This window comes from Curtobacterium sp. MCBA15_008, from assembly GCF_001865065.1.
Classification (GTDB): domain Bacteria; phylum Actinomycetota; class Actinomycetes; order Actinomycetales; family Microbacteriaceae; genus Curtobacterium.
The window spans coordinates 86,465-95,603 of sequence record NZ_MJGN01000013.1 but is presented as its reverse complement, the minus strand read 5'-3'; the positions used below and the strand labels follow the sequence as shown (position 1 = coordinate 95,603).

The 9,139-nt window shown below is 72.6% G+C and carries 9 protein-coding genes; 5 read left to right on the top strand and 4 right to left on the bottom strand.

Features of this window, described 5'->3' with window-relative positions; translation table 11 throughout:
- Positions 1–46: 46 nt before the first annotated feature.
- Positions 47–1,264 (bottom strand): endo-1,4-beta-xylanase, encoded by a 1,218-nt coding sequence (locus tag BIU96_RS07315; protein ID WP_071291953.1) that lies wholly within the window; start codon positions 1,262–1,264, stop codon positions 47–49.
- A gap of 96 nt (positions 1,265–1,360) precedes the next feature.
- Between BIU96_RS07315 and BIU96_RS07310 the strand changes: the two genes are divergently transcribed.
- Positions 1,361–2,287, top strand: coding sequence for a phosphotransferase family protein (locus BIU96_RS07310; protein ID WP_175477482.1), 927 nt, complete (start codon positions 1,361–1,363; stop codon positions 2,285–2,287).
- 9 nt (positions 2,288–2,296) lie between these two features.
- Here the strand turns inward: BIU96_RS07310 and BIU96_RS07305 are convergent, their stop codons facing one another.
- Positions 2,297–3,166 (bottom strand): SMP-30/gluconolactonase/LRE family protein, encoded by an 870-nt coding sequence (locus BIU96_RS07305; RefSeq protein ID WP_071291951.1) that lies wholly within the window; start codon positions 3,164–3,166, stop codon positions 2,297–2,299.
- 447 nt (positions 3,167–3,613) lie between these two features.
- On the opposite strand from BIU96_RS07305, the gene BIU96_RS07300 reads away from it, so the two are divergent.
- The 3 genes from BIU96_RS07300 to BIU96_RS07290 all read left to right on the top strand — a co-directional run bounded on the left by BIU96_RS07300 (position 3,614) and on the right by BIU96_RS07290 (position 6,078).
- Entirely contained in the window at positions 3,614–4,816 is a 1,203-nt protein-coding gene (locus tag BIU96_RS07300) for an MFS transporter (protein WP_254786018.1), read from the top strand.
- Positions 4,817–5,011: 195 nt separating this feature from the next.
- Complete coding sequence (locus BIU96_RS07295; protein ID WP_071291949.1) at positions 5,012–5,767, top strand: sensor domain-containing protein; 756 nt, start codon at positions 5,012–5,014, stop codon at positions 5,765–5,767.
- Positions 5,768–5,898: 131 nt separating this feature from the next.
- Positions 5,899–6,078 carry a helix-hairpin-helix domain-containing protein gene (locus BIU96_RS07290; protein WP_071291948.1) on the top strand — a complete coding sequence of 60 codons (180 nt, stop codon included), beginning with the start codon at positions 5,899–5,901 and terminating at the stop codon, positions 6,076–6,078.
- Positions 6,079–6,104: 26 nt separating this feature from the next.
- Here BIU96_RS07290 and BIU96_RS07285 read toward each other — a convergent pair whose 3' ends face one another.
- Positions 6,105–6,866 carry an alpha/beta fold hydrolase gene (locus tag BIU96_RS07285; RefSeq protein ID WP_083402724.1) on the bottom strand — a complete coding sequence of 254 codons (762 nt, stop codon included), beginning with the start codon at positions 6,864–6,866 and terminating at the stop codon, positions 6,105–6,107.
- A gap of 57 nt (positions 6,867–6,923) precedes the next feature.
- Here BIU96_RS07285 and BIU96_RS07280 point away from each other — a divergent pair, with 57 nt between their 5' ends.
- Entirely contained in the window at positions 6,924–7,346 is a 423-nt protein-coding gene (locus BIU96_RS07280; protein ID WP_071291946.1) for a MarR family winged helix-turn-helix transcriptional regulator, read from the top strand.
- Positions 7,347–7,389: 43 nt separating this feature from the next.
- Here the strand turns inward: BIU96_RS07280 and BIU96_RS07275 are convergent, their stop codons facing one another.
- Entirely contained in the window at positions 7,390–9,081 is a 1,692-nt protein-coding gene (locus BIU96_RS07275; RefSeq protein WP_071291973.1) for a long-chain fatty acid--CoA ligase, read from the bottom strand.
- Positions 9,082–9,139 lie beyond the last annotated feature (58 nt).

Below are 9,139 nucleotides of genomic sequence, written 5' to 3'. Positions count from 1 at the left end.
CCAGACCGCCGCGGCGCTCGAAGCACCTCGACCGCCGCGGCGCCCGTCACACGACGATCTGCACCGCGGCGGCGTCGTCGTCCACCACGAACGCCGTGGCCGTCCCACCGACCTCGGCCCGGTAGTCGCCGCGGAACCCGCGCACCCGTACCTGCCCGTGTCCGTCGGTGCGCACGGTGGTCGGGCCGAGCCACCACTCCTCCTTGACCAGCCGACGGAGGGCGTCGTACGACGGCTTCGGGGTGCCGTCGGCCCGGACGAGCCCGATCGGCGCACCGAGCCACGCTCCGGCGTCGGTGATGCCCCAGTACGTGATCGCCTCGACCGCCGGGTGTCCGACGAGGCTGCGGTAGTGCCGTTCGACGTCGTCGGCTTGCCGCGCCTCGCCCTCGGGCGTGGACGGCCACGACGGCACCTGGTGGTCGTTGAGGTCGACGATGTGCGCCGGCATCAGATCACCCGACACGAGCGAGGTCTCGGTCAGGTGGAGGGGCAGCCCGTAGCGCGCGAACCGGTCGACCATGGCCAGCATGGTCTCCTCGCCCCAGTAGCCCTGGTGCATGTGGGTCTGCAGGCCGATGGCGTCGAGGTGCACGCCGGCCTCGAGGACGCCCTCGATCAGGCACTCGTACGCGCTCGACAAGTCGAAGTCGTTGAGCAGGAGCGTGGCGTGCGGGTTCGCCGCCCGGGCTTCGTCGAAGGCCATCCGGACCATCGGGATCCGGCCGCGGGCTCGGGCGAGCGGGGTGATCGCGTTGTCGCCGTTGTCGAACACCGGCATGATCACGACCTCGTTGATCGCGTCCCAGGTGTCGATCACGCCGGCGAACCCGCCGACCTCGCGGCGGATGCGCTGTCGCTGGAGTTCCTCGACCTCGTCGGACGGCAACCCGAGCAACCAGTCGGGCTGCACCGTGTGCCACACCAGCGGGTGCCCCTTCAGTGCGATGCCCCGGTCGCGGAACCACTCGGCCGTGGTGCGGAGCCGCCTGGTGTCGGGTTCGCCCCGTCTTGCTTCGAACCGTCCCCAGTAGAACGGCAGCGTGGCCGTGTTGAAGACGTCGGTGTACAGGTCGGCGAGGTGCTCGGTGCCGGCGTCGCCCGCACCGTCGGCGAGGTCGACGAAGTCGAAGCCGATGTTCCCGAACCCGAACGCGTGCCGCGTCTGCTCGACCACCAGCTCGGTCTCCGGCAACGGGGTGCCCGCCGCGTCGACGACCGTCAGGGTCGCCTCGCCGAAGCGGTGTTCTGGTCCGTGCGTCATCGCAAGCCCTCCGACGTCGTCGACGACGTCGTCGACGATTTGTTGTGCGGGCAAACATAGCACCGGTCCTCGCTGGGGCACCGGCATGATGGACACGTGGCAGGGGGAACGGACGCGGTGGTCGAGCAGGCGTGGTTCCGCACGGTCCTCGCATCGGTCAGCGGAGCGCCCGATCGGGTGCAACGGCTCACCGGAGGCTCGGTCAACCACACGTACCGGGTGGACCGCACGGACGGCTCCCCGGTCGTGCTCCGGTTCGCCGTCGATCCGCTGCGCGCCGACGAGTTCCCGGTCGAGGCGTGGGCGGCCACGGAAGCCAGCCGCCTCGGGATCCCGGTCGCCACCCCGATCGCGCACGGCGTCGAGGGCGGGGTCCCGTACGCGCTGTCGGAGTACGTCGCTCCGCACCCCGGGGCCGTCGAGCGCCCCTGGCGGTGGCTCGGGTCCTACGCCCGCGCCGTCGCCGCGATCCCGCTCGACGACGCACCGCTGTCGCTGTACTCCCGGTTCGGCGCGGACCTCGCACACGCCTGGACGGCGCACCTCGCGTACAACCTCGAGGCCCTCGGCCCGCACGACCCGATCCACCGCGACGGCGCGTACGCGTCACCCGAGGGCATGCGCGCACTGCTCGAGCCGCTGACGGCGGAGGAGTTCGCCTTCGGCCTGGCCCACGGCGACCTCGCCCCGCGCAACCTCGTCTCCCGGGGCCCCGACCACCCACCCGTCCTCATCGACTGGGGCGCCGCCGAGACCGGCCCGACGCCCTGGACCGACGCACGCCGGGTCTTCGAGTGGACGTTCGTCGACGGGACCGTGGCGCGGCAGGACCACGACGAGTTCGCAGCAGCGGCCGGACTGACCACGGCAGCGGACCACCGGCGCCTCGCGTCGATGACGGCGCTGCACCTGCTCGACGTCACACGATGGGCACGCGAGCATCGACCCGATCTGTACGAGGAGTACGTCGCACGGTGCCGCACCGGGCTCGAGGCCCTCGAGCGCCACACCTCCGGGCAGTAGCGCCGACGCTCAGCGGGTCGTCCCCGGCACGGCGACGCGGACCGCGCTGATCCGCCCGGCGTGCGTCCGCGCCGTGGTGGCCGGGTCGTAGCTGTCCGCCGTCGCCAGGTAGAGCGTCCGCCCGTCGTCTCCGCCGAGTGCGCAGTCGATCGCGCACCGCCCCGGCGCGTCGACGCGGTCCGTCACCTCGCCGCCCTCGACGACCCGGAGGAACTCGCCGGTGTCCACCGAGCACACCCAGATCGCACCCTCGGCGTCCACCGTGCTGCCGTCCGGGGTCACACCCTCCGGCAGGGCCGCCCACATCCGGCGACCCGCGAGCGAACCGTCCGCACCGATGTCGAACGCGGTCAGACGACCACCCCAGGTCTCGCTCACCACCAGGGTCCGTGTGCCGGGCAGCACATTCGCACTGTTCGGGAACACCAGCCCCTCGGCGGCGAGCCGAGCGGAGCCGTCCTGATCGATCACGTACAGCGGGCCCGGCCGGAGCTCCTCGCCGCCGTAGAGGTCGTACCCGAACGCCCCGATGTACGTCCGGCCCGTCACCTCGTCGACGACCAGGTCGTTGAGCAGCGACGTCTCGATGCCGGACAGGTCGGCGAACACCTCGGTCGTCCCGTCAGGTCGGACGGCCACGACCGTGCGCGACTCCATCGCACTGACCACGAGCCGACCGTCCGAGAGCCACCCGAGACCGGACGACTGCCCCGCGACCGTGGCCTCGAGACGGGGACCCGCATCCGACGCGGGATCGATCGAGAACACCTCACCGGTGTGCATGTCCGAGTACCAGAGCCGCCCGCCGTGCCATCGGTTGCCCTCGGGGAACCGGATGCCGGTGACGACGTCGTTCGCTGAGTCGAGAGTGGTGTGCACCCACCCACCCTGCCAGGGTTGCGAGGGCGTCCACCGCAGGTTCGGGTTCCGTGTGGACGCCCTCGCGCTACGACGCCGTCGGGTCGACGCGGTGGTCAGGACGAGGCCAGCCCGGTAACAGGGGGTCGGGCATCCGTGGCTAGGGTCCACGGAGTAGCTCCGGCGACGCTACCGAACGGTCGACTCCGGGGTCTCGGACTCGTCGCGTCCTGGACATCCGGTCGCCGACCTGCCCGGCGCTGACGGGAACCAGCGCTGATCCAGCGCTGACGGGTTCCAGCGGTGACCGCCTGGAGGCGCGACCTGCGTCGACGACGCGAGTCGCGCCTCCAGGCGGTCACCTCGCACCCCCGCGACGGGGGTTCCGGCAGAACCCGGGTCCGCAGCACCTGGCACGCCGCGAGGACGTCGCCTTCGATGGAGGTCCGACACCAGCGAAGGGCCCCGTTGACGACCTCCACCCCCGCGACAGCCTCCTCGGCCACCGTCCCGGCACCGCGCCGACGGATGCCGTGGCTCCCGCTCACCGCACTCGCCGCCATCGGGTTCGTCCTGCTGTCGGCAGAGACCATGCCCGCCGGACTGCTGCCGGTGATCGCACACGACCTCGGTACCGGCGAAGCGGTGGTCGGGCAGTTCATCGGCGTCTGGGCACTCGGCACCGTCCTCGTCACCGTGCCCGCCATCACGTACACCCAGGGGCTCCGTCGGAAGCCGCTGTTGCTCGCGGCGCTCGCCGGGTTGGTCCTGGCGAACGGGGTGACGGCCGTGTCGTCCGACGTGGTCCTGTCGCTGGTGTCCCGGTTCGTCGGCGGCGCGTTCACCGGGGTGCTCTGGGGGATGCTGGCGGCGTACGGGCGGCGGATCAGTCCGCCGGACCGCGGTGGGCTGGCGCTCGCGGTGGTCGCCACCGGTGCTCCGGTCGGGTTCGCGCTCGGGACGCCGCTCGGTGCCTGGGTCGGCGCGGTCCTCGACTGGCGGTGGTCCTTCGCCGGTCTGTCCTTCCTCGGCGTCGTCCTCATCGTCGTCATCGCGGCGGTCGTCCCCGGGTTGAGCGGTCTCCCGCGGACGGCCCGGCTGCCGTTGCGCCGGGTGTTGCGGCTGCGGGGCATCCCGATCGTGCTCCTGGTGATCGTGGTCTGGATGCTCGGCCACAACACCGTCTACACGTACATCGCGCCGTTCCTCCGCGACGGCGGCAGCGGGCTCACCCCGGACCTCGTGCTCCTCGTCTACGGGATCGCGTCGATCGGTGGTGTCGTCGTCACCGCACTCGTCGTCGACCGCCACCCACGACTGCTCCTGCAGGCGAGCATCGTGGCGTTCGTCGTCGCCGCCGGGGTCCTCGTGGTGGACCACGCGTCGCCGGTCGCGGTCCTGCTCGCGGCGGGGCTGTGGGGGCTCTCCTTCGGCGGTGCGTCGCCGCAGTTGCAGAGCGCGCTGTCGATCGCCGGCGGAGCCCAGGCGGACCTCGCGAACGCGTTCCTGCCGGTGGCGTTCAACCTGGCGATCTTCGCCGCGGGTCTGGTCGGGGCCGTGCTCCTCGGGGTCTCGGGAGGGTTGGTGCTCGGCGTGTTCATGGCGGTCCTCGGGGTCGTCGCCCTCGGGCTCACGGTCGTCGGGCGGGCGACGTTCTCGGCGCGGAGCTGAGCCCCGCCGGGTTCAGACGCGCGGACGTCGCGGCGCGACGCTTCTGAACCAGACCCCGGACGGACTGGAGGCGCGGTGCGGGCTGGCACCGCGCCTCCAGTCCGTCGTCTCGTCCGTAGCGGAAGTGACCCTCGCTGGGTGATGCTGTGGTCCACCCGTCGTCCGCGGGCAGGCGTTCGCCGGAAGGACCTGATCATGCTCCGCTCCCTCGTCGCAGTCGTACTGCTCGCCGGCGGCGCGCTCGCGCTGTGCGCCTGTACCGCGTCTGCTCCCGCGCAGCCGGCCGTGTCGACGCCCGCGCGTCCGTCCGTCGGACCGACGTCGACCGAACCCACCGCGCCCGCCGTCGCCTACAGCGCGGGGCAGGCCAGGGCCCTCCTTCCCGACGACGCCACGCAGGCCGCAGCCGGTGCCCGTGTCGATCCGCTCGCGCCGTTCGCCCTCGACACCGTCGGATCGGCTGTGTCCGACGCGCACCTCGCGCAGTCGGCGACCCCCTCGGCGTGCGGGATCGTCAACGGTCTCTGGTACGCGTCCGCTGCCGACGGGACGATCACGGATCCGCTGCTCTCCGTCGGGCTCACGCCCGAGACCCGGAGCGGCGAGACCTCGGCGGTGGAGGCCGTGCGGGTGTTCCGCACCGCGGACGAGGCGTCGGCGCACTTCGCCAGCCTGGTCGACGCCGTCGGCTCCTGCTCGGCGTTCACGATGGAGGACACGCAGGCGGGGGTGACCGAGTTCGTGGTCGACGACGTCCGGGCGGAGCCGGATGAACTGTCGTTGCACGAGTCGATCAGCGACAGCGGTGGTGCTGCGACCGAGATGGCGGTGCGGGTCCGCGTGGTCGGCAACCTGCTCGCGACCGTGACCGTCGTGGGTACTGACGGGGCCGCGCTCGCGGACAGCGTGGACGGCTTCGTCGAGGACCGTGCGGCGTCCCTGCGCGGCTGATCCCACGTGCACGGGGCGGGAGCCCGTCGTTCGGCGGTGCCGGGACTGGAGGCGCGGTGCGGGCTGGCACCGTGCCTCCAGTCCGTCACCCGGTGGGCTCCACACCCGGTGCAGCCCCGTAGGTTGGCCCTGTGAGCAACGATCTCCCCGCTGTCGGAGCGCCGGCGAAGCGCGCGCTGGAGGCGGCGGGGGTGCGCACGCTGGACGACGTCCGACGTGTGGGGACGGACGCGCTGGCCGACCTGCACGGGGTCGGGCCGAAGGCGCTGCGGCTCCTCCGCGAGGCGCTCGGGGCACCCGCCGACGACTGATTCCCGGCCGTGGGTCGGTCTCGCGGTCAGTGCGCCGCGACGAACGGGTCGATGACGGCCCAGGTCGCCTCGGGTGCCTCGAGGTGGGGCAGGTGCCCGGCGGCAGCGACCTCGGCGAACTCCGCGCCGGGCACGGCGGCGGCGACCGCGCGACCGTACGCGGGCGTGACGATCCGGTCGCTGGCGCCCCAGACCACCAGGGTCGGTACCTGCACGGCGCCGAGGCGGCCGAGGAGAGTCGGGTCGCTCATGGTGCCGGCGATCGCGGCCATGGTGCGCCCGTTCGCCTGCTGGGCCGCGCGCTGCTCGTCGGTGGAGGCCGCGGGGTCCTGGTAGCCGCGCTCCGGGTCGTGCCAGGCGGCCTCGGCGAGGCCGCGGGCGTCGAGGGCGAAGAAGTCGGCGACCGGCTGCCCCTCGACGACGGCACCGACGCCGTCGATCACGACCACGGCACCGAGTCGTCCGGCGTACCGCTCGTCGGTGGTGGACTGCACGGCCATCTCGAGGGCGATCCAGCCGCCGATGGAGGACCCGACGACGACCACGTCCTGTTCGTCGCGCTCCACGAGCGCGTCGAGGTACGCGTGGGCGAGGTCGGCGACGGACGCGATCGAGTCCGGTCGCTCGGTGCCGTCCCACCCGGGGTGGGTCGGCGCGGTGGCGAACCGCGTCGCGCCGAGGTGGCCGACGATCGGGGCGACGGTGCGCGGTCCGCCGCCGCCGTGCAGGACGAGTACGGGGCGGGCGGCGGGGTCGCCGGCCTGGAGGACGGGGATGGTGGTGGTCATGGACATTCCTTCTCTGATCTCAACACGCTTATATACGGCTGTTGATACGGTAGCACCATGACGACGGATCTCGAAGCACTCGGGCAGGCGGTGAAGCGGGCGCAGTACCGGAACCACCGGACGATGGACGCCGCACTGAAGGACGTCGGCGTCAGCCTCGTGCAGTGGGACGCCCTCCGCGCGATCGACCGCACGCCGGGCGCCTCCGGGCACGACCTCGCCGTGGCCACGTTCCAGAGCGACCAGTCGTTCGGCACGCTGGCGGCGCGGCTGGTCGACCGCGGGCTGGTCGAGCGGACCGCCGGGCGCGGGCGGCGGATCGAGCACGCGCTGACCGACGCCGGTCGTGCCGCACTGGCCGACGGGCACGCCGTGGCGGGCCGCGTCCTGCAGGAGCTCTTCGCGCCGCTGGACGCGGGGGAGCGGGCGCGGTTGTCGGAGCTGCTCGAGGTCCTCACGGCGGAGGCGCCGGGTAGCTGAGCGCGGGCGGCGCCGTCGTCCCGTCGCGGCGTGTCCGGTCGCGTCAGGACGCCGCGGGCGCCGCCACCGCTGCGCTGAACCGCTCGACGAGGTCCCGCTTCAGCACCTTGCCGCTCGGTCCCAGGGGCAACGCGTCGACGACGTGCACGACCCGCGGGTACTTGTACGCGGCGATCTCGTCCGACACGTAGGTCACCAGCTCGTCGGGGGTGACAGTGGCGTCGGCACGCAGGACGACGGCGGCCTCGATCTCCTGACCGTGCAGCTCGTGCGGGACGCCGAACACCGCGGCCATGGCGACGTCCGGGTGCGTGGCGAGCACTTCCTCGACCTGCCGCGGGTACACGTTGTAGCCGTTCCGGATGATCATGTCCTTCGTGCGGTCGACGATCGTGAGGTACCCGTCGTCGTCCTTCGTGCCGAGGTCGCCGGTCCGGAACCAGCCGTCGACGATCGCGGCCGCGGTGTCCTCCGGCCGGTCCAAGTAGCCGTTCATCAGGTTGTGCCCGCGGATGACGAGCTCACCGATCTCGCCGTGCGGCAGCAGCTCGATCGCGTCGGGGACCGCGGGATCGGCGATCTCGACGTCCACGCCCCAGATCGGTGTGCCGATCGTGCCGGGTCGCGGCGGTCGACCGACGTGGTTGAAGGTGGCGACGGGGGAGGTCTCGGTCAGGCCGTAGCCCTCGTGGATCGGGGCGTCGAACACGGTTTGGAACCGCTCGAGCACCGCGAGGGGCAGCGAGGCGCCGCCGGAGATCGCGTAGCGGAGCGTCGGGCGCGCGTCCGTGCGGGTCGCGGCGTCGAGGAGCCCCATGTACATCGTCGGGACGCCCATGAAGATCCCGCACTCGTGCTCGACCATCGCGGCGAGTGCTGCGTCGCCGTCGAACTTCGGCAGCATGACGATCGTCGCGCCGGCTCGGAACCCGGTGTTCATCGTGCAGGTCTGTCCGAACGTGTGGAACAGCGGGAGCGCGCCGAGCAGGACGTCGCCCCGTCGCATGTCGAACGTGGACATCAGGTTCGTGTTCGCCTGCTCGAGCAGGGCGAAGTGTGACCCCTCGGCACCCTTGGGCTTGCCCGTGGTGCCGCTCGTGTAGAGGATCGTCGCGGTGTCGAACGGGTCACGCGGGACGTAGGTGTCGAGGGGCTCGGCCGTCGCGGCGAGGGCCTCCAGCCGATCGGGCGCTGCGGCCGCGTCGGGCGCAGCAGCCGCGCCGGGCGCGCCGCCGGACGCCGTGCCGGACGCGGTGCCGGTCTCGGCGCCGGGCTCGGCGTTCGCTGGTGCGAGCACCGTCACGGTCTCGACGCCGGCCAGTGCGGCGCCTGCGGCACCCTCGGCCAGCAACGGCGCAGCGCAGACGAGCAGGGCTGCCCCGCTGTCCCGCAGCACGTACTCGATCTCGCGCCGCTTGAGCAGCGCGTGCACCGGCACGGCGACACCGCCGAGCGCGAGGACGGCGTAGTAGACACGGGGGAAGTCGGCCACGTTCGGCACGAGCATCGCGACCCGAGACCCCTCAGCGATGCCCTTCTCGCGCAGGGCGCCGGCGTACGCGAGGGTCTGGGCCCACAGCTCGGCGTAGGTGGTGCGCTGGTCGCCGACGATGACGGCGACGTCGTCCGGGTACCGCGCGGCGGACTCGGCGACGATCGCGGCGACGGAGGCGGTGGCCCGGGTCGTGCGTGCGGTGCCGGCGTCGTCGCTGGCGGTGGGGGTGGTGCGGGTCATGCCGGTCTCCGTCTTCGCTGACGATTCGAGGTCTCGTCGATCGTACGTCGCTGCGTCG